At 44.9% G+C, this 23,322-nt stretch carries 15 protein-coding genes; 8 read left to right on the forward strand and 7 right to left on the reverse strand.

Going from position 1 to position 23,322, the window contains the following annotated elements:
* Positions 1-113: 113 nt before the first annotated feature.
* From QZ331_RS01010 to QZ331_RS01035, 6 genes are all read right to left on the reverse strand, one after another.
* A complete protein-coding gene (locus tag QZ331_RS01010; RefSeq protein ID WP_294627199.1) occupies positions 114-1,262 on the reverse strand; it encodes a discoidin domain-containing protein in 1,149 nt (382 codons plus the stop codon).
* 29 nt (positions 1,263-1,291) lie between these two features.
* On the reverse strand, positions 1,292-3,685 hold the full coding sequence (locus QZ331_RS01015) for a M60 family metallopeptidase (protein WP_294627201.1): 2,394 nt from the start codon (positions 3,683-3,685) through the stop codon (positions 1,292-1,294).
* A gap of 88 nt (positions 3,686-3,773) precedes the next feature.
* Positions 3,774-5,759 carry a RagB/SusD family nutrient uptake outer membrane protein gene (locus QZ331_RS01020; protein ID WP_294627203.1) on the reverse strand — a complete coding sequence of 662 codons (1,986 nt, stop codon included), beginning with the start codon at positions 5,757-5,759 and terminating at the stop codon, positions 3,774-3,776.
* Positions 5,760-5,779: 20 nt separating this feature from the next.
* Complete coding sequence (locus tag QZ331_RS01025; RefSeq protein WP_294627205.1) at positions 5,780-9,055, reverse strand: TonB-dependent receptor; 3,276 nt, start codon at positions 9,053-9,055, stop codon at positions 5,780-5,782.
* Positions 9,056-9,300: 245 nt separating this feature from the next.
* Complete coding sequence (locus QZ331_RS01030) at positions 9,301-11,409, reverse strand: glycoside hydrolase family 2 TIM barrel-domain containing protein (protein ID WP_294627207.1); 2,109 nt, start codon at positions 11,407-11,409, stop codon at positions 9,301-9,303.
* Positions 11,410-11,428: 19 nt separating this feature from the next.
* Complete coding sequence (locus tag QZ331_RS01035; RefSeq protein ID WP_294627209.1) at positions 11,429-12,865, reverse strand: alpha-L-fucosidase; 1,437 nt, start codon at positions 12,863-12,865, stop codon at positions 11,429-11,431.
* Between the two features lie 427 nt (positions 12,866-13,292).
* Here QZ331_RS01035 and QZ331_RS01040 point away from each other — a divergent pair, with 427 nt between their 5' ends.
* Together QZ331_RS01040 and QZ331_RS01045 are read left to right on the forward strand one after the other, a co-directional pair.
* The gene (locus QZ331_RS01040; RefSeq protein WP_294627211.1) at positions 13,293-16,235 is read left to right on the forward strand and encodes a glycoside hydrolase family 88 protein; all 2,943 of its coding nucleotides are present in this window, start codon (positions 13,293-13,295) and stop codon (positions 16,233-16,235) included.
* Between the two features lie 14 nt (positions 16,236-16,249).
* Positions 16,250-16,426, forward strand: a complete 177-nt coding sequence (locus tag QZ331_RS01045) for a hypothetical protein (protein WP_294627213.1) — start codon at positions 16,250-16,252, stop codon at positions 16,424-16,426.
* Positions 16,427-16,455: 29 nt separating this feature from the next.
* On the opposite strand, the gene QZ331_RS01050 is transcribed toward QZ331_RS01045, so the two are convergent.
* Positions 16,456-18,180: an ATP-binding protein gene (locus tag QZ331_RS01050; protein ID WP_294627215.1), complete on the reverse strand. Its 1,725-nt coding sequence runs from the start codon at positions 18,178-18,180 to the stop codon at positions 16,456-16,458.
* Positions 18,181-18,593: 413 nt separating this feature from the next.
* On the opposite strand from QZ331_RS01050, the gene QZ331_RS01055 reads away from it, so the two are divergent.
* The 6 genes from QZ331_RS01055 to QZ331_RS01080 all read left to right on the forward strand — a co-directional run bounded on the left by QZ331_RS01055 (position 18,594) and on the right by QZ331_RS01080 (position 23,258).
* Positions 18,594-19,295 (forward strand): hypothetical protein, encoded by a 702-nt coding sequence (locus QZ331_RS01055; protein WP_294627217.1) that lies wholly within the window; start codon positions 18,594-18,596, stop codon positions 19,293-19,295.
* 189 nt (positions 19,296-19,484) lie between these two features.
* Positions 19,485-19,751: a hypothetical protein gene (locus QZ331_RS01060; protein WP_294627219.1), complete on the forward strand. Its 267-nt coding sequence runs from the start codon at positions 19,485-19,487 to the stop codon at positions 19,749-19,751.
* A gap of 233 nt (positions 19,752-19,984) precedes the next feature.
* Positions 19,985-21,193 carry a site-specific integrase gene (locus QZ331_RS01065; RefSeq protein WP_294627221.1) on the forward strand — a complete coding sequence of 403 codons (1,209 nt, stop codon included), beginning with the start codon at positions 19,985-19,987 and terminating at the stop codon, positions 21,191-21,193.
* 12 nt (positions 21,194-21,205) lie between these two features.
* Positions 21,206-21,601: a hypothetical protein gene (locus QZ331_RS01070; protein WP_294627223.1), complete on the forward strand. Its 396-nt coding sequence runs from the start codon at positions 21,206-21,208 to the stop codon at positions 21,599-21,601.
* 53 nt (positions 21,602-21,654) lie between these two features.
* Complete coding sequence (locus tag QZ331_RS01075) at positions 21,655-22,467, forward strand: type IV toxin-antitoxin system AbiEi family antitoxin (RefSeq protein WP_122338974.1); 813 nt, start codon at positions 21,655-21,657, stop codon at positions 22,465-22,467.
* A complete protein-coding gene (locus QZ331_RS01080) occupies positions 22,464-23,258 on the forward strand; it encodes a nucleotidyl transferase AbiEii/AbiGii toxin family protein (RefSeq protein WP_294627227.1) in 795 nt (264 codons plus the stop codon). Before QZ331_RS01075 ends, QZ331_RS01080 begins: the two co-directional genes overlap by 4 nt.
* Positions 23,259-23,322 lie beyond the last annotated feature (64 nt).

Below are 23,322 nucleotides of genomic sequence, written 5' to 3' on the forward strand. Positions count from 1 at the left end.
ATTCCGGTAAAGTGAATCGTGCCGGTCAGTGTAATTCGTGCCTGAATATATGAAAAAAGTATAAGGATTTGAAGAATCTCTCTTCTCTTTTTTACCTAAGAAGAATCATGGTTTTATTTCTTTCCTACGTTGAATTCTCCTATTTGCATGGAGCTACCGGATTTTGAACCACCGGCAATGTCACTCCATTTCACTAATTTCACTTTGATGTATCTATATGTGGATTCCGGGATTTCTATTTTTATCTCGTCCGTATTGTTGGCGTGAGGAATATCGATGTCCGACTCTATTTCCGTAAAGTCTTTGCCGTTGTTGCTTCCTTCGATAGAAATACCCCATACTCTCAGATAATCGCAACTATTATTGCCTCTGTGTCCCCACGTGAAATAGTTGAAACTTTGCTCTACTCCCATATCAACCACAAAATCTAACTGATAGCCGGTAGGTGTGGTACAGCCACTATATGTTTTGCCGGGTTTTACCAACGACAGGAAAGTAGTCGGATCGCCATCAAACATATCTTCCGGTTTACCGGTTTCACCATCTGCCACATATCCGTTGCCGTTGTTGTATTTGATAGATGTTTCTACACTCCATCCGTTGCGTATGAAAGGTTCTGTTCCGCTACAGATAATTTTCAACTCTGCCGTTACTCCGCTACCGTCGGTGGCTGCTACTTTGATAGTGGCTGTTCCTTCTTTTTCTATTTTCAGTATGCCGTTTGCTATGGAAACAGCGTCTTTGTCACCCTCTGCCGTGTAGTTCAGTGTTTTGTTTCCTGCGTTTTCGGGCAAAACTTCGACCAATGAATTCAGGTCGAATGTTTGTCCTAATCCGATAACCTGATTATGCAAGGAAGCGGGTAATATGATTTCGCTTACTTTGGCGGCAGGAGCGGCTGCCTGCGTGACGGAGATTTCCTTGCGGTGCGCTTCGTCGTAAATCAGCGTCACGGTGCTGTTTCTTTCTTGTGTGACGATTGATTCTGTAATATCCAGGTTGACGATGCTGTTTTTGATGGAAGCGCGTACCCAGTTGGATTCGCTGACAATGTAGATGTGTTCGGGATTGACAGCTTCCGGTACGGTAAAGTCGCGGGTCAGCGAGCCACCTTCGTAGCCGATTGTAAAGGCTTCGTCGGAGATGTTAATCCAGTTGTCAGGCACGGTTATTGTTTCGTTATCGCTGCTACAGGAAGCGAAGAATGCACACAAGATGCATATGAGATGAAATACGTTGTTTCTTGTATAAAGTTGTTTCATAACAGTTCTGTTTAATTTATATATTCCAATTAATAATTGCTCAGGTTATTTTCCGTAATCAGGTGCAGGTTTGCAGGAGCCTGCTCGTATCCTTTGCCGTTGATTTCCGCTTTTAACGCGTCAATCTGCTTTTGGGTGATAGTGAACTTTTTGTTTCCGTAGTCGTTCAGGTCCGTGTCTACGGGCGTCAGGAATCCCCATTTCTCGAAGAAGTCCAGCAAGTTGATTCCGGAGATGGCGCAAGCCTGCCGGACGAAGTCGAGTTGGTTCATTCCCTGGTTCTCGCCTTTGTCGCTCGGGCTTTCGTGTGTGCGGAAGTACTCGTAGAGATCATAATAGAAATCGGATTCGTAGCGCACATGATGCATATAGAGTTTCAGTTGCCAGAAAGGCACAAGCTGCGTTTCTCTGACTATGTCTGCTACTCCCGGCAGGCAGTGTGCACGTTTCCCGTCAACGATGAATGCGATGGCTGCTTCGTAGATGTTCTTGAACGAACCGCTGATGGCTTGTCCGTTTTCATCCTTAGGCGTGCAGGAATCCACAAGTAGCTTGCATGGCTTGCCGAAAGACGTCTGTACGTAGAGCGAGTGGATGTTGTTGGTCACTTCGGTCGTTCCCGACCATTTGATGCCGGGGCGTGTCTGGTTGCAGTGTCCTACTTCGTGTGCAGGTCCCCAGCAACGGTCGGCAAAGCGGTCGGGATTGCAGAACGGTTCCGCGTAGTAGTCGCTGGCGTTGTACACGGTGCGGTAGTCGGTAGCATTCGGACTTTTTGCCTTGTAGTCGATGCAGAAATGCATCCGGTTGTTGAACATCCGGTTGTATTTGACAAGCCCCATAAACTCTTCTTCCAGATAAACCAGGCGGTCGTAATTTTCGATAGTCCGGGTGATTTCCGTATTGTATTTCTTGAAATCGGATACTCTCCATGTGATGTGCGAGTACTTGCCCAGCACGTCGATGTCCTGATATGCTGCGTTGTCACGGATTGTAGCCCAGTCACTCTCTTTGTTTTTGGCTATGTCGAAATAACCGTTCACTTTGCCCATCGCAAAATGTATCTGTACGGTCTTCTCTTCTACCAGTTTGCGGACGGTATTGTCTGCTTCGTCGAGTGTGAGCGGGAGCGCGTCGTTCACGTGGTTCAGCACGTAAATCAGGCCTCCTACTTCGGCAGTGATTTCATTGTATCCTTCCTCCAGGTCGTATGTTTTGAAGTTATTGTATCCCCCGTTCAGGTCTTGGATGATAAGGGAGATTTTTCCTCCTTTGTATATCTTTCCGACCAATACGGCCAGTTTCTCTCCGCTTTTGGCGTAAATACCGGTAGGATTGTCGCGCAGACTGTACTTTCCGGTTTTGTTGGCTGCTGCCATTATTGACGGATGCTGATAGGGGCGGTAGCTTGCCAGGCGGTAAGATGAATCGTAGTCTCCGTTCAGAAGGGCAAGTCCCAATTCTTTCAGGTATTCGTTGGGAATTTGCTTGATTTGCTTTTCCGTTACGTTCGGTTTGAGTTGCGTACACATTGCGTCGGCAAATATCGAGTAGGGGTCGAACTTATGTGTACTGGCTTCGAAGAATTCCATTTCTGCGCAACTTACCCTGTCCTCGTAGGCTTTGTTGATAACGAAACGTACTTTCTTTGCATGGGGTATGCCGTTGGATAGTTTCATGGTGAAAGGGGTAAGTACTCCGTTTCCCCTTTCATAGTTGCCTACTTCGGTAAACTCTTCCGGATGGTCGGAAGTGGATACTTCGACCGAAAACTTGTCGAACGCTCCCCATTTATTGCCCGAGTCTGTGCGTGGAGTATATACGATACTGTTCAGTGTGCTCCCCTCTTCCAGTTCGTAGGTGATGTAGAAAGGATAGGACACGGCTCCGAATTTGGAATTGAAATAAGTTTTCTTGTTTCCATCCCACGTCATGTTTAATGTCAATGGATTTCCATCACCGTCTTTGGAAGTTGTCTCTTCCGATGTAGCTTCTCCGCCAACTACTTTGATGAGTTTGTCGGCAGTGCTGGGAGCTGCATCTTGAGTCACGCGGATGGTACATTTGTTTTGTGTGGCATAGGCAAGTGTCAGCGTGGTAGAGCGCTGCCGTTCGCGATATGAATATTCGGCCGATAAGATAAGCCGGTCATCTTCGATGGTGGCGGTGCACCATTCGTCTCCGTCGTCACTGAAAGAACAAGACACCAGTGAGAGGTCTGTCTCTTTGTCGAGTGTGAAATTACGTCGTTCTGTGCCTCCTTCATAGCTGAAACTGACCGCTTCCGTTGAGATGTCAATCCAGTTGCCGGGCAAAAGAACTTCGGTCTCCTTTTCATTGCTGCTGCATCCGACGAGAGAGAAAGAATACAAGACGGATAGCAGAAACAGGAAGTGTCGCTTATGTCTTTTTATATGTTTCATAGTAACTTGTCTGATTTAGTTGTTTGTTGCAAATAAGGGTGTCCAAAGTGAGTTGAAGGATACCCTTATTTACAACAAACAATCAATTTTACCATAATGGGTTCTGTACGAAGAGCTTGCTCTTTTGTACTTCGTTGTATGGCACCGGATATAACAACATAGCACGGTTCCATGCTCTCGTTTCGATGTTCACACGGTTGTAGAACGAACCGGCACCTATCCGGTTTGCCTTAGGAGATTGCATATCCATACCTGTGCGGAACAACTGCTGGTCGCGTTTGTTGTTGGCATCATCGGCTGTCATCCAGCGACGTATGTCGAAGTAACGCTGTCCTTCGCAGAACAACTCTACCTGGCGTTCTCTTTGTATTGCCCAGCGTTGTTTTTCCTGGTCGCCGATGATGTTCTTCTTGCCTTCGTCGGCAAGTTCCTGATAGCCGGGGATACCAGCTCTTTTGCGAACTTTGTCAAGGTAAGTGATGACTTTCGTATCACTTGGGTCGATTTCGTTGCAGACTTCTGCGTAGTACAGATAGAAATCAGCCAGACGGAGCAGGATAGACGGGCGTGCCCATTGTTTGACTACGGCAGGTCTGTTCTTGCCTGAATCTGCCGCACGGGTGTAATACTGCAAACTGCGGTATTTGAATTTGTAGAGCATATAGCCTGTGTACGGATTTTCCGCCTTCGAGCGGTCGTTGCCTTCTCCTTTGGCAAATCCTACCGTATAGTCGGCTTTGTTCTGTGGCTGTACGTGCCAACTTTTACCTTCATAGGTGACGGCTGCATAGAAACGCGGCTCTCTGTTGTGATACATATTGTAGATGTCCTTGTCGGTGCGTTGGTCTTCGTTGCACACGTTTTTCCAGTCACCGAATCCGTCCTCTTTGTATCCACTATTCAGGTCATCTATTTCAAGTCCGTTGTTCATAAAGAATGCATCTACGCTTTCCTGAAATACTCCGACGTTACCGAATGAATTGCTTGAATACAAATCTCGCGGATTGGTACGTGGCTCCATATTGGTGCTGACGCTGTAGTAATGGTTGTAAGGTCCTGCCCAGATGATTTCATCGGTATAATACTGGTAAAGCTCGTAAATGGATAAATTGGCATCACCTGTTTTCGACTCATACAGTGCATAACCTTTCTCTTCGGCGAAGTTCAGGAACTCTTCCAATCTTCTTTTGGCGATTTTCCATTTTTCCGGATCGTAGTCGGGGAATAAACGTTCGCCGTCGTGATTGGTGAGGCTAAGTGCTTCCGTATATTTTCCGTTGAATAGAGGAGAGGCAGCATATACCCATAACTTTGCTCTCAGTGCCAGTGCCGTAGCCTTTGTGGGACGTACCATTTCCGCCAAATTGTATTTGTCGTTGTTATGGTCGGTATGGTCTGTCGGAGTTGTATTGAAAGTTGTTTCGGGCAAGTAGCCTGATTCGATAACTTCTTCCAAAAGTTGGTCGATATGGTTCACAAGTTTGTCTACCGGAGCACGTGCATAGTCAATCTGATTCTGGTCTTCCGGGTCGGCAATTTCTGTGACGATGGGTACCGGACCGTACAGCTCGAACAAAGAGAAGTAGCTGTATGCCATCAGGAATTTGGCTTCGGCCTTCATTCTGTTCACGTCTTCTTCCGAGAGATAATCAACGCCGCCGCTTTCATTCGGGTCGCCCAGCGGTTTTGCATTTTCCAGGAAAATCATGGCTTGGCGAATGTAGATGTAGCATCTCCACCAGCGATGGAAAGGAGCCGTGTTTGATGTGAATCCGTTGGGCAGTGCTGTATAAGCAGAGCCCTGACGTGCCGTGATTTCACCGGCCAGCAAGTTCCATCCACCTGTGAATGCACCAGTGTTGGAATTGACTCCCAATCCCATTTCAGAGTAATCGGAGATGACGTTGAATGTGTTTTTGTGCCATCTTTCCATATAGCCTTTGTTGTTGAATACAGCTTCTTTGTCGATTACGTCTGCCAACTCTTTCGATACGTCCAGATAGTCTGCACAGGAAGAAAAACAGTTTATTAACCCGCAGCCAATGAGTGAATAGAGTATATTTTTGATTTTCATAATTCTGTTTTGGTTTTTAATTAAAATGCAACTTCAAGTCCCATAGTCCAAGTTCCGCAAATCGGATATTTGGAACCTGATGAACTGTCTCCCAATTCCGGGTCCCACATCTTGATATGATCCCATACGGCAAGATTGGTTCCTTGAACGTAAATTCTCAGGTTTGACATCTTTAGTCTTTGAATCAGTTTCTTATCAAATTGATAACCTACTTCCACATTCTTCAGACGCAGGAAGCTGGCATCGCGATACCACCACGTACTTTTTTCGTTGTTGTGGGTGAAACGGTTGGCGTGCGTACGCGGATACATGACATTCTGGTTGAAAGGATCGGCGGCTGTCCATCGGTCCATAGCTTCTGCACGTGCGGAAGAACTGTCTACACCGTTATAGAACGGAATGAAGTTGGATGTTTTTGCCAGCAAGTTTGTAGATGCTTTTGCAACTCCCTGGAAGAAGATACCTGCAAAGAAACCTTTGTAATCGATGTTCAGGCCGAAACCGTAGACAATCTGGGGATTGTTGGGGTATAGCCCGTTTTTATATCCCATATCGTTGGCATCAATCGAACCGTCGTTGTTCAAGTCTTTGTATTTGATGTCGCCGGGAGCTACCTTTGCCGCAGGTTTGGGAAGCCCTTCTTTCAGTGTGTATGTATATCCGCCCTGTCCGTTTGAAGTGATATAGAAGTCGTTGGGAGTGTACAGTCCTTCGGCGATGTAAACCTTCGGTTGTCCGATCGGATTGCCGGTGTAGTACATATAATCTTCTACTTGTTCAATTTCATCATACTCTGTAATTTTATTCTTGGCGTATGTGAAGTTACCTCTGGCAGACAGATTCAGCTTTCCGATGCTTTGTTTCAGAATGACACTTCCGTCAAATCCTTTGTTGGATGTCTTACCGTAATTTTGGTAAGGATTCTCCCGATAACCCAATACGGTAGGGATGGTCTTACGTTGCAACAGGATTTGTTCGCGAGTGTTGGAGAAATAGTCTACAGAGATATCTACGCGACCACGGAAAAGCCCTAAGTCGATACCATAGTTCGACTTGTACTCTTTTTCCCAAGTCAATGAGGGAGCGGCAAATAAGTCTTCAACGATACCGTTCTTGGAAGGGCCGTCCTTACCGCCACTTGTACCTAACGTCATACCGTAGTCGTAGCCTAAGTCGCCTGTGCTCAATTGTTCGCGATAAGCGAAACGGTCGCCGCTGATAGCGTCGTTACCTGTAACACCATATGAAGCTCTCAGTTTCAGTTTGCTGATGACATTTTCGATGTTGTTTTTCTGCATAAATTTCTCATGGCTGATATACCAGGCACCGCCGATAGCAGGGAAAATACCCCAGCGATGTCCTGCCGAGAAGTTTTCACTACCGGATGCACCGAAGCTGGCTTCCAACATATAACGGCTGTCGTAACCGTAGGATGCACGACCTACTACGTTCTGTTTTCTATAAGGCAATGAAGTGCCCATATATTGTGTCTCTTTCTGGTTATACAAAACCATAGCAGTAAGATCATGCTTTTGGGCAAATGTGCGTTTATAGTTTAATGAACCTTCAATATAGATTTTTTTCTTTCCACCGGTGGCGGTTACTGACATATCACCCAGTTTACTTCCTTCGTTGACTGTTATAAATTGCAGTGAGTTGTCTTCGTTGCGTCCGGTTGCAAAGACGGTGCGTGCCGTTTTTGAACGCAATGAAGTAGAGTAGAAATCGGCATCAAAACTGATGCTTCCCTTGATGGATAGTCCGTCGGTAATAAAATCGAGTTTCTGTTCCAGGGTTACTTTACTTTGGAAGGCTGCATCCCATCTTTTTGAATATCCTGAATGGTTCAGCAGGTTGTACGGGTTGTAACGGTTGGTAGCTGCTCCTTGAGGATCGGCAAGCGAACCGTCGGAATAGTACATCGGAACCAAATGTGTCGGGAACAGTGTGATAGCACTGAATATACCGTCGGAACTATAGTTCGGGTTGTTTTTCGTTTTATACTGTCCGCTCATGTCCACAGACAACTTGGTAGTGGATGTGATATCCATATCAATGTTAGAGCGCAGGTTGTATCTTTGCAGACCGATGTTGGCATCATACTCTTCTACCGTATTTGATTGGAAGATACCGTCTTCCGAATAATATGCTCCCGAAACAAAGAACCGTGTCTTTTCCGAACCACCTCTGAAGTTAATAGTATATCGCTGGTTGTGAGTGTTTTTTGCCAATAAGTCTGTCCAGTCTACGCTGGGATACAGGTCACGGTCTGCTCCGGTACGGTATTTCTCAAGAATATCCTGTGAGTAACTGCCGTTATATTCGTTAAGGAAACCGGGATTTCCTGCTTCGTTCCATTCTCCTTCGTTGTAGAGAGACAGATAATTGTATGCATCCAGCAATTCCGGCATACGAGTAGGAGTAACAACACTATATTGAGCATTGAAACTGACTTTCGTCTTTTGGGCGGCACCACGTTTGGAAGTAATCAATACAACACCGTTGGCACCTTCTGCTCCATACACGGCAGTAGCGGCAGCATCTTTCAGAACGGAGAAGGATTCGATTTCATCCACATCAATGTCATTCATATCACGTGGCACTCCGTCGACCAATACCAATGGATTGGTTCCTCCGGCATACGAACTTTGACCGCGAATCCAAAACGCGGCATCGTCATTGCCAGGTTCTCCACTACGCTGAATGGCAATTACACCGGCTATTTGTCCGGAAATTGAGTTTGCCAGACTTCGGGTTGGTATGGCAATGTCTGCCGGTTTCAGCGAGTTGACCGATGCTACTACGCTCTCTTTCTTCTGCTGTCCGTAACCTACAACCACAACGTCGTCCAGATTTATATTAGACTCTGCCAACGTGACGTTCATGACATTCTCTTTTTTTACTTTCTGTTCAAGACTCTTATAGCCGATGTAGCGAAACTCCAGTGTTTCACCCTCTTTGGCTTGAATAGAGTACTTACCATCAATATCGGTCAATGCACCGTTGATGGTTCCTTTTACCAATACGGTAGCTCCGATTATCGGTTCTCCCGTTTCATCTTTAACGATACCGGTAATGTTTTTGCTTTTTCCTTTCTTTACATTCTCAACTTCTTTGGTCGATAGTATAATCTGCTGTTTTTGAAAGCGGAACGCAACATTCGTTGGTTCAAACATTGTGCATAGTGCCAGACGTATTTCCTCATTCTGGACGCTCAGGCTGACTTGTTGTTTGATGTCCGTTTCTGTCACATCATACGAAAAGGTGTACTTGGAGACTTTTTCTATTTGCTCCATTGCATCTTTTAACGGGATATTCTGAAAAGAAATACTAATCTTTTCCGTGCCGCTTTGCGCTGCTATTCCTAAGGCAAAGAGACTAAAAAAAATAAAGAAAAAATATTTTCTGATTTCCATAAGTTATTTAGATAATTATTTAAGTGTTAAAAACATACTATTTATTGATTGGTGTAGGTTTACTTCATAGGCATTGTTTTTTAGAATGTTAATATACTATGTTGTTTATTCTCTTGTGCAGGGGGTTACCATCCCGAATGCTCGTGCTTGTTTTCGCTTGAATCGGCATTTCGTCTTTTTTCTCCCGTGTAGTTCCATTTAATTTCATCCGTGTACTCTTTTCCGTTGTGTGTCGTGACGGCTTTGATGATGTTTTCTCCCTGTTGCAATACAACATTGTCGAAAACATAATGTACGTCGGTATATCCCTTGCGGATACCGTTCAGTTCTTGTCCGTTTAGATACACCTTCGGAGTACCGATGTTGGAATATACGGTCACAGAAGTCTGTTTACGTTCGCGGTCGGTATTGCGGCGCTGGGTAAGGTAGAGAACCGGAGATTCACTCCAGTTGGCTTTGTACCAGTAGTAGGAGTCTTTCTTTGTTTTCCGGTCGAAAGTTATCAGCCCCTTCAAGTTGCGGGCAGGTACGCCGCCACGGCTCCACATGGGAACGGCAAAGTCGAACATATTCCAAAGATAGGACGCGATGATATAAGGATGCTGTGCGATGACGCCCCACTGGTATTCGTGAGTTTTGGTTTGGAATGTTTCCGGATAAAACGGTTTGCCCCAGTTCAGGGCATCGCCGAGGTATTCGGTTTGGTGCGTTAGGTTAGCATCCGCACCGTATTCGGTCAACATCAGTTTTTGCCACGGATATTTTTCTTCCAGGTTTTTCACCCACGGTTCGATGTCTTGTATTTTTTTCTCGTACCATCCGAAATATCGGTTCATTCCCTGAATATCCGTGTTTTGGTTTATTGCATGATCGGCATGGCCGTAGCCGTTTACTGCTACTGTAAAGCGGTCGGGGTCTTCCGTCTTTGCCAAGTCGTGAAGAGTCTGTGTCAGTCCGGAGGTGTATTCGTGGGGATGATACACTTCGTTGTGCAGTCCCCATACGTAGATGGAGGGATGGTTGAAACTCTGGCGAATCATTTCGCGGAGTTGAGACTGTGCGTTTTCAGATTCATATCCTGTCACACGGTTGACAAACGGGATTTCAGCCCAAATCACCAGTCCCAACGAGTCGCAACGGGAATAGAGATAATCCGATTGCTGGTAGTGGGCAAAACGGACGGTAGTAGCGCCGATGTCCATGGTTTGTTCCAGGTCGAAATCATGCTCTTTGTTAGAGAGCGCACTTCCCAGTTCCCACCAGTCCTGATGGCGGGTTACGCCATACATGGGATATTTTTCGCCGTTCAGGTAGAAACCTTTTCCGGCAACTATCTCGTATTTACGTACACCTAAAGGTTGGATAACCTCGTCAATGACTTCTCCATCCGCCAACAGACGCGAAACGACCTTATACAAATAAGGGTCTTTGCGCCCTTGCCAAAGATGGGGCTTATTCAGTTTGAGAGTAGAGACATAGGTCTGTGTGCCTTGCGGAGTAAGTACCAAAGGCAGACGCTGGGAGGTTACTTTTTTTCCTTCCTGTGTATAGAGACTGTTTTCCAGCACGAGGTTGGCGGGGGTAAGGCTACCGTTGTCCAGCTTTACTTTTATGCGGATGTCGGCCGAATGTTTCGATACGTTCTTTTGCGTGATGTATACTCCCGGAGATGCACAGTCGGTAACGGTGATATTGTTTTGCTCTGTTACGATAAGCCATACCGGGCGGTAAATACCGCCATATACACCAAACAGGCTGTGGTTTACGGGGATGACGTCCGGACGTGAGGCATTGTCCGCTTTTACCAAAATCTCATTCTCGGTACCCAATTTCAGGGCAGTGCCGATTTCAAAGGCAAAAGCACTGTAACCTCCTTTGTGGGTTCCGACAAGTTTGCCATTGACATACACTTCGGTGTTTGTGCCTACGCCCTCGAAGCGAAGAAAAACACGTTTCCCTTGCAAGTCTTTACCGAAGAATTGTGTTTTCTTGTAATACCCTGTGCCCGCATAGAAGGAGGCTGTTTTAACCTGCATATCTTTGGCATTCCATGTGTGGGGCAGGGTTACAGTTTCCCATTTCCCATTCCATTGAGCAGCGGCTTGGGACGGTTCTTCTGAAAAAGGACCACGTTTGAATGACCATCCTTCGTTGAAGGAGGTTACTTCGCGGGCAGCAAGAGAAAAGAACTGTCCGAATAATATCAATAAGATGAATACAAATCTGGTTTTCATGTTTTAATCTTCTTTGGGTTTATGTTAAAGCATCACGGTAGCTTCCTTTAGAGCCTTTGTTTGTTTGAATTTGAAGCCGGATGACGTAGGGTTCGGACGGATTTTTCTTAGGTACGGAAACATTATATTCGTTCCGGGCTGTTTCCACTACTTTGATATTTTCCTTTGTGCCCATCAGTGAAGCCTTTTCAACAGATACCCCTTTGGGAGTTTTCACAATCAGTTGCTTGCTGTAAGGCTGATTGAATACAATCATATACACTTCTCCGTTTTTACCGCGTGTGTAGTATCCCCAATCCTGTTTCTCGAATCCGGCATAGTCGCAGGCATACACGGCTTCTCCGTACCGTTCCATCCATTTGCCGATGGCGGTAGCCAGTTCTTTCTCTTCCGGACGGAAATCGCCGTCACCTTTAGGACCGAAATTCACCACCATATTGCCACCCATCGAAACGGCGTGCACGATGCGGTCGATGACTTCTATCGGGGTCTTGACGTAGCTCAACGACCAGTCTTTGTGGTATCCCCATTGGTTTTCGGGGATGGTCATGCAGGCTTCCCAGTCCCATTGTGTCACTTTCAGGTCTTTCACCGGGTCGGGCAGGCGGCGTTCGTAGCCCGACTCATAATCGCCCATCAGGCGGCCGTTGCTGTCGAAATGACGTTTTCCGTTGTCGTCCGCACGCAGGTGGCTGTTGATGGTCACGCCCGGGAGCATCTCTTTCAACATCTGTTCCACATGAGCCGTCCACCAGCCGTTTTGCTTGATGCTGGCGTCCCATGTGCCATCAAACCAAAAGTCTTTCACTGTCGGATAGCGCGTGGCAAGTTCTTTCAACTGATTGTCAGTAAACGTCAGGAAGCGGCTGAAGGCGATACTGTCTGCTGCCGATTTGATGCTGTAGCGATAATCGGGATGACTCCAGTCCATCACGGAGAAGTAAAAATGCACGTCGATACCTTCGTCGTTGTAGGCTTTCACCATTTCTCCCAACAAATCGCGCTTGCAAGGAGTATTGGCCACTGTGTACGAGGTGTATTTACTCGGCCACAAACAGAAACCTTCATGGTGCTTGGTGGTAATTTTTACGTACTTGGCGCCCATCTCTTTTGCCGTTTTCGCCCATTTCTTTGCATCAAACCGAGTTGGGTTCCATTGGTCCATCAGTTGCATCCACTCGTCGGAGGGAACTTTTGCCCAGCTTTTCAGCCATTCGGCGGCACCATTGTAAACTTTCCCGTTCCATTCTCCTCCGGGGATGGCATAGAGTCCCCAGTGTATAAACACTCCCAGGCGGTTGTCGCGGAATTTTTGCATGGCAGGGTCTTGACGCTTGCCTTCGTTGGTGGCTCCATATTTCAAAGGAATCTCTTTCTTTGTTTCCTGTGCGGAAGATGAGAAGGAGATGGCAGTAAGGAGTGCGAATAATGTGATGATTCTTTTCGTGCCTTTCATTATTTCTGTTTTAATTAATATTGATTGATAAGTGTGACGCAAACGTATAGTTTATGAATTAATGTGAAGGATGCTTTGGGTTATAACAAATGGATATTGAGTCTTTATGGAAAATAAGGGCAGGTCTTTCGGACAATATGTGTATGTGCGTCGTTTCTCAGGCTCGATGAATAGGGATATGCCTGCCGGAATGTTTGTTGAGAAGCCGTATTCGGAAGGTTTGTCTTGAGGTATTGGCGATATGCGTAATTTGTCCATAATATGTACCTCTATTTTCCACGATATTGTAAATGCTCTTTTTAAGAGCTATTTTATTGTATGTTGCATTGAACACTTCGTATTTTTACCTCAGATTTCTGATATTCTTGGAAATGACTGACAGTTTTGCCGATTGATGAAAAACAAATCCTATAAATAACATCATGCAATGAAGAAATTATTTTTAACCCTTGTCCTATGTACGGGCTGTCTGTGTACGATAGTGGCGCAGACATTAGTTAAATCGGAAGTGAAGCAGTCGATGCGGCGTGTTGCCGACTGGCAGATTGCCTACTACAACAAAGCTATTTACGGCGACCTTAACTGGGTGAATGCCACTTTTCATTTGGGACTTGTCCACTGGGCTGCGATAGCCGAAGAGGCAGACAACGACGATTCGTACTATAAATGGCTGCTACGCCTGGGAAACCGCAACTACTGGCAGGTAGACAAACGGATGTATCATGCCGACGACATCTGTGTGTCGCAGATGTACTTGTATATGTACGAGAAATACAAAAGAAAAAATATGCTCATTCCCACACAGGCACGTGCCGAGTGGGTGGTTGCCAATCCTTCTTCCGGTTCGTTCGAACTGAACTATGGCGATGCGAGTACACTGGAGCATTGGACCTGGTGTGACGCCTTGTTCATGGCACCTCCTGTTTATCTGAAACTCTACAATCTCACAGGCGACAAGAAGTTCATCCGTTTCATGGATAAGGAATATAAGGCTACTTACGATTTCCTGTTTGACAAGGACGAAAACCTTTTCTTCCGCGACCATCGCTATTTTACGATGAAAGAAGCCAATGGTGCAAAGGTGTTTTGGGGTCGTGGCAACGGCTGGGTGCTCGGAGGACTTGTAGAGATGCTGCGCGAACTTCCCGCCAAGAGCAAATACCGTCCGTTCTATCAGGAGTTATTCCAGAAGTTGTGTCGCCGCATCGCCCCGTTGCAGGGAAAAGACGGCTTCTGGCACGCAAGTCTGCTTGACCCTGCTTCCTATCCGTCGCCTGAGACGAGCTGTAGCGGCTTCTTTGTTTACGCTCTTGCCTATGGAATCAACGAGGGGCTTTTGCCGAAGGAGGAATTTCTGCCTGTGGTGGAAAAAGGCTGGCAAGCCTTAGTGTCGGCTGTGGGAGAAGACGGAAAATTAGGATATGTGCAGCCTATCGGTGCCGACCCCAAAAAGGTGACTCCCGATATGACCGAAGTGTATGGTCCGGGTGCTTTCCTGTTGGCAGGGACGGAAGTTTACCGTATGGCACAGGAGGCCTCGAAACAAAATGCGAATATCCCGCAAAGCCGTATCCGTGAAATCGCTGCCATGCTGCCCGACAAGCCGGAAGGGATGGTTGTTTCCTATAAAGACCGTGCTTTCTGGAACAAAGTGAAAGAGAGCCGTGGAGCGGAAAAACTGCTGAAGGAAGAAGCACCTGCATTGCTGAAAAAAGGTATGCCTCTTTTCGTCGATTCTTTATACTTGCACTTGAATAAGACCAACGTCCGGTTGCCGGGTGAAAACATGATGAACGCCCGCTATCGTTATCTCTTTCGGCTGACGCTTGCCGAATGTCTGGAGAACAAGCGGCGTTATATTCCTGCCATCGAAAAGGCTTTGACAGACCTCTGCAACCAGAATTCTTGGTCGATTCCCGCTCACGACCGCAACCTGAATAATTATTATGGTAAGGATTACTATGTCGACCTCGTGGTTGCCACAGCCGGCAACGGGATTGCGCAGTGTGTCGCCATGCTCGACGACCGTCTGTCGCCGGAGGTGAAAGCCCGTGTGCAGTGTGCCTTCCGCGAGAAGGTGTTCCGTCCCATACACCGTTGTCTGGAGGAGACAAAACCTTTTTGGTGGTTTACGATGACGAACAATTGGAACTCGGTGTGCCTGGCGGGCGTTACCGGAGCCGCCCTTACGCTATTAGCTGATAAGGAAGAGCGTGCCTACTTCGTTGCTGCTGCCGAGAAATACAATGTGTACGGGATGAAAGGTTATGCCGACGACGGGTATTGCAGCGAGGGTGTGGGTTACTACAATTATGGTTTCCGCGCTTATATTCTGCTCCGTGAGGAGGTGTGCCGTGCCACACAGGGCAAGATAGACTTCTTCCGCACTCCCAAATTTGTGCGCATTGCACAATATGGTAAGAAGATACAAATGAACGAAGGTGTCTGTCCGGCTTATTCCGACTGCCGCATCGGGCTTTCTCCCGATAAGTTCATTCTCGACTATTGCGACCGTGCGTTGGGTGCGACCGTTGCCGAGGAAAAATACAAACTTCCCGCAAGCGGCAATTTCTCGCTTTATCTCATCGAATTGTTTCCCCGCCAAGTGTGGCAGATGGAGTTGACGGACGACATTCGCCGTGCGATGCAGGAAGAATCCGGCAGCCTGCGTGCTTACTACGAGCAGGCGGGAATCTTGGTATCCCGTCCTGCTGGCGGCAGTTCTTGCCGGATGGCGGTGTCGGTCAAAGGCGGTAATAATGCCGAGAATCACAATCACAACGATATCGGTTCGTATGCCGTCGCTTTAGGAAGTACTACGATGGCAGGCGATCAGGGAGGGCCTTTCTCCTATCCCGGCGATTATTTCGGTGCGGAAGCTCCTGTGAAATATAAAATCAAAGGTTCCTTCGGACATCCTGTTCCTGTGGTAGACGGCCAATGGCAGTCGGCCGGCAAAAAGGCGAGTGCCGTTGTACTTAAAAAAGAGTTTACGGAAGAAAAGGATTTGTTCAGCATTGATTACACATCAGCTTATTCTACCCCCAATCTGGATAAACTGATTCGTACATTCGTCTACAGCCGTCAGGGTGAAGGCAGCTTTACCGTCGGCGACGAATTCACCGCTCATGCACCCGTCCGATTCGAAACAGCCATCACAACACAAGCCGACTGGAAAATCATGGACGATACACACCTGTTGCTCACCGCCGGTACGGAACAGATGGTGGTAAGCGTCGAAGCCTCCGGAAAGGTTGCATTTACTTCCGAAACCATCGAGGTGAATGCTCCTGCCTATACCCGTATCGGAATAGCCTTGAAGGAACAGTCGAAGAACGGATATATCCGTCTCACGATGCAGCCGAAATAAAAGGAACGAAATGTATGAGTAAGAATATTCATAAGTTGGCAAACTTCCGGCTGACGGTTGCAGATTGGCATTGCCTGTTTGCCCTTATGGATATTCTTTACGGCGATATGCTGAAAACTGGCTGGCAACGACGTATGTCGCCCTGTCCGAAGAGGAGAAGGCCCTCTGCTACTTCTGTTGTCTCGGAGTGAAACATAAGAATTTAGCCATCTTCGTAGCATCATACCTCTTCCATCCGCTCCAGCTCCCATCCCCGAAACTGCATGACGATGCAGTGCAGTTCTGTTCCGTGCACCATTCGTTGTACTTTAGGTCCATCGGCATATTTCTTTATCTGTTCCACCGCTTCCTTCCACTGTGCTTCGGCTTTCGTTTCCGTTTCCTTCGCGGCGAGGTATTTCAGTTCGATGATGTAGCTGTGCTTCACGTCATATCGCATCAGGTCGGGCATCAGGAAGAGGTCGCAATAGCCGTGGTTCAATTCCACTTCGGGCGCTATCAGATAGTAAGCGTTCGTGCTCAGGTAGGCGGTGAAGAAGCCTTGCAGGTTGCGCTCGCCTTCGATGGCACTGCGCACAGAAGAGTTCTCCTTGTAGGCTTGGGCGATAAACTCCAATGTTTCGCGCCAATGGCCTTCGTAAGCCATATCGTCAAACAGGTCTTCCAAATCATTTAGATTGATATGTTCCTTGTTCTGATATTCTTCCAATAGGAATTCGTAATACTGCTTACGCACATTGTTGTTGGGTATGCTTAGCACCATACGTTGTCCGCGCGTGGCGGTGATGGTAAGCATACCGTAATAGAAGAGCAGACTTGGGAAAATCTCCGGTTTGGTGATGTCGGTTGCGGGGAATGTAGTCGTCAGCGTGGTGACAATCTGTCCTTCTTCGATAATCTTTCGCAATACGCCCTTGCGGTTACCGTCCAGTCTGTCCAAACGGATGAGTTTCTTCATCTTGTTGTAGTCGGTACGGGTATTGGGGTCTATCATCTCTTTAGGCGATTTGCCCAAATCCATGTAATTGCGCAAATAGTAAAGCACCATGTCACAATTGAACATCTTCGGGTCGCGCTCCAGGCTCTCTTCGGCAAAACAATAGTTGTCATACCACGGTCGCATTTCCTCTATCATCGCGTCTATGTCCGCATTGTCGGGCAACTGTCCGGCCTCCTTATAGTACCGGAGCATTTCGCGCACATCTGTCTCGCTGAATCCCAACATCATGTTGAACTGATGTTGGGTGCTGATATTCCAGCCGATGTTGAATCCACTGGTGAGGTCGTCCAATGTCACGGGGCTGACTCCGGTCATGAAGATGCGTTCGAACATTCCTTTGAATTTCTTGAATACCTCGCGGTAAAATCCGCTGGCGTGTGTCAGGGCATGATATACCTCGTCGCCCTGTTCGTTGAGCACTACGTTGGTGAAGTTGTCGTACTCGTCCACTATCAGATAGAGCTTGGCGCTGTTATTGCGTGCTTTTCGTTCGAGGAAATTCAGCTTGTTGGTAGTGCCGTACTGTGCTTTCATCTCCTGCTCGAAACCGGGATAATAGTAAGGCTCGTAAATGGAAGCGAAATCGTCCAGCCCCCCGCAACAATAATCGTCGAAGTTTTCAGCAAGCGTCCTGTCAAGTCCTCCCACCCGTGAGAAGTCGAGGAAGAGTATCTGAAAAGTTCCTTGCAACGGCGTGGGGCGGCTGCCTATCCACAGCTTGCCGAACCTTTTCCCGAACTTGTCCTTTTGGGCAATGTCGTAGTAGGCCCGGAGCATACTCAGAAAGATGCTCTTGCCGAACCGGCGCGGTCGGATAAAGAACAGGTTGCTGGGCTGCTCTTCCAGCAACGGCAGATACATCGTTTTGTCGACATAATATTGGTTCTGCTCCACCACTTCCACAAAGTTGGAAACTCCATAAGGGATTCTTTTCACTTTTTCCATACTACTTCTTTTTTTCTTTCGTCCTCATATTCATGGGAGTATGCAAAAATAACACATTCCTGTAGAAAGAACAAAGAAAGGGGAAGTAAAGTTGAAGTTTCTCCCTCTCTTGTGCGTGTATCCGTTTCGCTCTTTCAGCAGGGGAGGCTGAACTCCGATACATTCCTGTTTTTGTTTTCATGCAAGAGAAATTTTTCTTTGCTGCAATGAATACCTGTGTGACACCCGGGTGTCAGCACTTTCGAGACCCGGGTGTCGGATAGGTTAAGACCCGGGTGTTGATGATGCTGAGACCCGGGTGTCAGGTAACACGCTGATGCAAACGGGAAAATAATATATTGTATGTGTGATAATCTTGCTAAAGTTGCAGGGCAAATAAAAGAAATCTGCGGCATCATTTGAAATGGAAGAATATGAAAACATCGGTTTTATTTAGCTTGTTATTTGTTGTCTTGCCCATATTTTCTCAAAACGCAGAAAAGATACAACTTGTAGGCTCCATTGAAGGCCCTGATATAAAAGAGTTGGGCATACAGTATAAACCCAATCCTTTCGAATATAGTGAGTTTAATCAGTCTTTTCCTTTTTATAAGGATATTGCTAAAAAGGGTAATATGTATGTAGAAAAAATTGAGAGCAAAACACCTCAGGTAGCCTTGTTGGCAACTCCCGGTAGCTTGATGTTGCCTGTATTTATGACTCTCGGCGATTCTGTCTCCTTTGTCGTAAAAAAGGATGACGAAGGGAGACCGCTTTTTGAGTTTTCCGGGAAAAACACTTCTCATTACAATTATTCTTTCCAACAGTTTAGGGCAGTCCGCAATTGGCCTAAATTATACGAAACAGGTAATGACATATTGCAGCACAAACAGGCTGCCGAGAAATACAGAGATTCCCAACTAAGTTTCTTAGAAGATTACCGTTGCCAGCATCCTGTTTCCGATGAGTTTTATGCTTATGCGAAAGCCTCCATTGAGAACCGGTATATTTACAACATCTATTATCCTTTAGCTGAAAAGAATATTCGGCGAGAGGAAATACCGGATGGCTATTTGGATGATAATTTGCGTGCTGCCAATCGTTTGATTTCGTTGGAATGGAATAAGAATGAATAATTCAATAAAAATGATGAAATGGCATATAATTATGGTGAAAAATAATATATTGTTGCGTTTTTGATTTATCCTTTTATATACTGCAAACGAAAAATAAAACGCAGATATTACTGATTTAATATTTTTTTATAGTGTATGGTGCTATAGAGCTTATGTCAATGTTGAATTAAATATGCGGAGTATTAATAAATGAGAACAATTTTAATTTTCTTCTTTCTTTCCATAATGGTGCAGGAATTGATTTCGAACGACTCTACAAGTATGAAGGTCGATTCTTTGGCATTTAATTATCCGGTCGAAAGAATCTCTTTTATGCTTGACGACCGACTTGTACCTTATTCTGTGATTTTCAAGGAAGGCAAAGCGTTATACCAGTTTGCGGGTGGAACGATGGAGCCGCTTGACGCGATAAGGCTTTTTGGCGAAAAATTACGGTTCTCGGAGCAAAAAAGGTGAATTTCTGCGTTTTGAACTGAGCCATAACGCATTAAACAGAAAACCTCAGAAATAGTAACGATGGCAATTTAGCAAAGAAACGCAAGGTAATGAAATAGAATGGTTGCCAAGTCATTACCTGATTATGTAGTAAAGTTTTTCTTTGTGTCGTCACGTTTCACCGTTCTGCGTCAGTTTGCATATCAATGTATAACTCGCTGATAACTAATTTTGTAACAAAAAAAGATTAGATTATGCGAAGTACATTTAAGGTGCTGTTCTACGTGAACGGAAGCAAAGAGAAAAACGGTATTGTTCCTATTATGGGACGAGTGACAATCAACGGTTCTGTGGCTCAATTCAGTTGCAAGCAGAGCATCCACAAAGACCTATGGGATGCGAAAGGCAACCGAGCCAAAGGCAAGAGCAAAGAATCGAGAGACATCAATTTGGCTTTGGATAATATCAAGGCTCAAATCATCAAGCACTACCAACGAATTTCGGATAGAGAAGCATTTGTAACTGCCGAAATGGTACGCAACGCCTATCAAGGCTTCGGAACGGAGTATGAAACATTGCTCCGAGCATTTGACAAGGAGAACGAAGCCTTTGCCAAACGAGTTGGCAAGGATCGTTCTTTGAGTACATATCAAAAGTACCTCACCGTAAGGAAATATCTTGCCGAGTTTATCAAAGTACACTACAAACGTACCGATATTGCGATGAATGAACTAACAGAGGATTTTATCCGTGATTATTGCTTGTATCTGAGAAATGATGTTGGATTAGCTCGGTCATCAGTGTGGATATACTCCATACCATTGAAGCACATTGTAACCACTGCTCACTATAATGGCAAGATTGCACGCAACCCATTTGCCCAATATAAGGTTGACCCCGACCATAAGGAGAGAGGTTTTCTAACCGAAGATGAGTTGCAAGCCTTTACAACTATTGAATTGAACAATCCCGACTTGGAGTTGGCAAGGGACTTATTCGTATTCGGTTGTTGGACGGGAATATCATTCATTGACATTAAGAATTTGACAACGGAGAATATCACAATGTTGGGTGGTTCTCCTTGGATTGTATCAAAGCGACAAAAGACAGGCGTACCGTTCCAAATCAAGTTGATGGATATACCTATGCAGATTATCAAGCGATATGAGCCATACAGAATAAGCAACAATCTATTTAATATCGGTAGCCACGACACTATAAACAAACGCATAAAAGAAGTGGCTAAATTATGCGGTATCGAGAAGCGAACTTCGTTCCATCTGAGTAGGCACACATTCGCAGTGTTAGCCTTGAACTATGGAATGCCAATAGAGAGTGTAAGCAAGATTCTCGGACATACGAATATTACCACAACACAGATTTACGCCAAAGTAACCAATACCAAGCTTGAACACGATATATCAATGTTTGAGGATAGAGTAAGCGGAAGATTTGCCATTTAATTATGTATAGGTATGAAACGAGCTATTGTAACAATTAGCGAAAACGGTAGAGTGAGTATCCCAAGCGGTAATGTTTGGATGTCCGAAATGGAATTGGTGGAGTTGTTCGGGGTGATAGCCCCGACACTCCAATCCGCCATCAGAGCGATATACAAAAATGGAACGCTTAACTTGTCAACAACTCAACGATGCGATTTGGCTATTCCTAAAAGTTGGGCTACATTCTACAATCTTGAAGTAGTTATTTCCCTCGCGTTTAGGTTGAACACCTATGAAGCGAGTAGAATAAGAGAAAAGGTATTGGAAGGTTTGTATATGAGAAATAAGAGTGAAATTAATCTGTTTATAACATTAAAAAGTGAGAGGAATGACAAATATTACCAAGCAGAACAAAATAATCTGCAATGAACTTGCGATAATCATCAGAAATTGATTATATTTGCAATCGTATTGCAGAATATATGAAACAGCAAGATTATAGTATATCAGATTGGATTGATGAAAAGGTAATGAGAGGTTATTACACTTTCACTATTGAGGATGTTAAAAAGAACTTTCCTCAATTTGGTGATGCCTATGTAAGAACCTCTTTATATCGCCTAACTATAAAGAAGAAAATTATTTCTCCTTGGAAGGGGTTTTATGTTATCATGCCAATTGAATTTGCCCTAAAAGCAATTATACCACCTGTATTTTACATTGACGCATTAATGTCATTCTTGAACAAGAAGTATTATGTCAGTTTGCTTAATGCTGCATCTTTCTATGGAGCATCACATCAAAGGGCGCAAACCTTTTCTGTTATGACTGAGGCTCCTAAATTGAGAAATACAGTCAAAACAGGTACATCTATTCTTTTCTTCTCTAAGAAAAATATTCCTGAGAAGTATATAAGAAGCCATAAGGCTCAATCTGGTTATGTGAAAGTGGCATCTCCAGAATTGACAGCCATAGATTTAATAGAAAATGAAAAACACATCGGAGGTTTAAATAGGGTTTGTACTGTCCTAAACGAATTAGTCGATAGTATTGATTTTGACAAATTAAATAAAGATTTCTTCGACCTTGCACCGACCCCTATTTATCAAAGATTAGGATATATATTAGAATCCGTTCTAGAAAGAGAAGATCTTGCAGATATATTTAAATCCAAGTTCCCTCTTTCCTTAACAACGAGAAATGTTCCATTCAAAATTGGTAAATCAACAGAAGATTGTGAGATTGACAAGAAATGGAAAATAATTATTAACCAAGAAATAGAAATAGACGAATGATACCCGAATTTGCGATTAGAGAATGGAATGAAATTGTTCCCTGGACAGAATCAGAACAGGTAGAACAAGATTTGCTTATATGTAGAGCCTTAACTGAAATTTATAAAGATGAGTACTTGGCTTCTCATCTTGCATTTCGTGGTGGTACAGCTCTGCACAAGCTATATCTTTCGCCACAACCTCGTTATAGTGAGGATATTGACTTGGTTCAGATTAAAGCGGAACCTATTAAAGAAACATATGATCATATTAGAGAAGCATTATCTTTTCTTGGAGAACCAAAGGTGAAGCAGAAGAAAAACAATAACACTTTGATATTTAGGATGGAATCTGAAATACCTCCCGTTGTACCTATTCATTTGAAAGTGGAAATAAATTGCAAAGAGCATTTTAATGTATTACCTATGCAGGAAGTTCCATTTTCTGTTTCAAATAAATGGTATCAAGGAGAATGTAATGTTCTTACTTACCAACTAGACGAACTTGTAGGTACAAAACTTAGAGCACTATATCAGAGACGAAAAGGAAGAGACTTGTATGATTTATATAAAGCTTTGACAACCAAAGATCTTAATATTGATAATGTGCTGAAATGCTATCATCAATATATGGATTTCGTGGTTGATCATATTCCTACATATAAGGAGTTTATTATTAACATGGAAGACAAGATGCAAGATGAAGAGTTTTTGGGAGATACTCAACAATTGCTTCGTCCTGATGAAAACTTTAATCCTCAAGAGGGGTATGAGGTTGTTCGCTCTGTGTTAATAGATAGGCTGCAAAAATAAAATAATATTAATATGTAACATTCTAGATCGGATAACACGAAGATAATACAAATAATAAACAAGA

Origin of the sequence: uncultured Bacteroides sp. (assembly GCF_910586915.1) — a bacterium.
Lineage (GTDB): Bacteria > Bacteroidota > Bacteroidia > Bacteroidales > Bacteroidaceae > Bacteroides.

What these genes read in the sequence shown, in the direction of transcription:
- QZ331_RS01050 (WP_294627215.1), bottom strand. Translation starts at nt 18,180, where the DNA reads ATGGAAAAAGTGAAAAGAATCCCTTATGGAGTTTCCAACTTTGTGGAA.
- QZ331_RS01060 (WP_294627219.1), top strand. Translation starts at nt 19,485, where the DNA reads ATGAGAACAATTTTAATTTTCTTCTTTCTTTCCATAATGGTGCAGGAA.
- QZ331_RS01040 (WP_294627211.1), top strand. Translation starts at nt 13,293, where the DNA reads ATGAAGAAATTATTTTTAACCCTTGTCCTATGTACGGGCTGTCTGTGT.
- QZ331_RS01010 (WP_294627199.1), bottom strand. Translation starts at nt 1,262, where the DNA reads ATGAAACAACTTTATACAAGAAACAACGTATTTCATCTCATATGCATC.
- QZ331_RS01070 (WP_294627223.1), top strand. Translation starts at nt 21,206, where the DNA reads ATGAAACGAGCTATTGTAACAATTAGCGAAAACGGTAGAGTGAGTATC.
- QZ331_RS01075 (WP_122338974.1), top strand. Translation starts at nt 21,655, where the DNA reads ATGAAACAGCAAGATTATAGTATATCAGATTGGATTGATGAAAAGGTA.
- QZ331_RS01035 (WP_294627209.1), bottom strand. Translation starts at nt 12,865, where the DNA reads ATGAAAGGCACGAAAAGAATCATCACATTATTCGCACTCCTTACTGCC.
- QZ331_RS01020 (WP_294627203.1), bottom strand. Translation starts at nt 5,759, where the DNA reads ATGAAAATCAAAAATATACTCTATTCACTCATTGGCTGCGGGTTAATA.
- QZ331_RS01030 (WP_294627207.1), bottom strand. Translation starts at nt 11,409, where the DNA reads ATGAAAACCAGATTTGTATTCATCTTATTGATATTATTCGGACAGTTC.
- QZ331_RS01055 (WP_294627217.1), top strand. Translation starts at nt 18,594, where the DNA reads ATGAAAACATCGGTTTTATTTAGCTTGTTATTTGTTGTCTTGCCCATA.
- QZ331_RS01025 (WP_294627205.1), bottom strand. Translation starts at nt 9,055, where the DNA reads ATGGAGCAAATAGAAAAAGTCTCCAAGTACACCTTTTCGTATGATGTG.
- QZ331_RS01065 (WP_294627221.1), top strand. Translation starts at nt 19,985, where the DNA reads ATGCGAAGTACATTTAAGGTGCTGTTCTACGTGAACGGAAGCAAAGAG.
- QZ331_RS01080 (WP_294627227.1), top strand. Translation starts at nt 22,464, where the DNA reads ATGATACCCGAATTTGCGATTAGAGAATGGAATGAAATTGTTCCCTGG.
- QZ331_RS01015 (WP_294627201.1), bottom strand. Translation starts at nt 3,685, where the DNA reads ATGAAACATATAAAAAGACATAAGCGACACTTCCTGTTTCTGCTATCC.
- QZ331_RS01045 (WP_294627213.1), top strand. Translation starts at nt 16,250, where the DNA reads ATGAGTAAGAATATTCATAAGTTGGCAAACTTCCGGCTGACGGTTGCA.